This window comes from Tsukamurella conjunctivitidis (assembly GCF_007858475.1).
Classification (GTDB): domain Bacteria; phylum Actinomycetota; class Actinomycetes; order Mycobacteriales; family Mycobacteriaceae; genus Tsukamurella; species Tsukamurella conjunctivitidis.
Genome location: NZ_VIGX01000249.1, coordinates 1 through 549 on the forward strand (window position 1 = coordinate 1; position 549 = coordinate 549).

A 549-nucleotide genomic window follows, 5' to 3' on the forward strand; every position below is an offset into this window, starting at 1 on the left:
GAGAATATCATTAAAGCGATACTTCTTTGGGGTAATTGGGAAATTGCCATCTGCCGGCGCGTGGTATATGGAAGCATGCAATAGTGAGATCCGGCAGCGTTCAAACTTTTTTATTTCAAAATTAACCGGTGATAGTAGATCACCATCTGCCGGTATGTGATTTCTGGAAGCACGTGATGGTAATCTCCGGCAATTCAACAGTTCTTTTTGTTTCAATTGATTATTCTTATAATTCTTAAGAGGGTTTTTGAGGGGCGGGAGCCGACCATCTCGCTCTTTTTACCGGTGCATGCCCGCCATTCGGCATCCTTGATGCCGGGAGAATATCATTAAAGCGATACCTTTTTGGGGTAATTGGAAAATTGCCATCTGCCGGCGCGTGGTATATAGAAGCATGCAATAGTGAGATCCGGCAGCGTTCAAACTTTTTTATTGCAAAATTAACCGGAGATAGTAGATCACCACTTGCCGGCATGTGATTTCTGGAAGCACGTGATGGTAAACTCCGGCAATTCAACAGTTCTTTTTGTTTCAATTGATTATTCTTAT

Annotated in this window: 1 protein-coding gene; it reads right to left on the reverse strand. The window is 42.6% G+C overall.

Annotation, left to right across the window (positions count from 1 at the left end; all coding sequences use genetic code 11):
* Positions 1-235: 235 nt before the first annotated feature.
* Positions 236-549, reverse strand: a 314-nt coding sequence (locus tag FK530_RS27695) for a hypothetical protein (RefSeq protein ID WP_205124277.1), incomplete at its 5' end; no start/stop codon positions are given.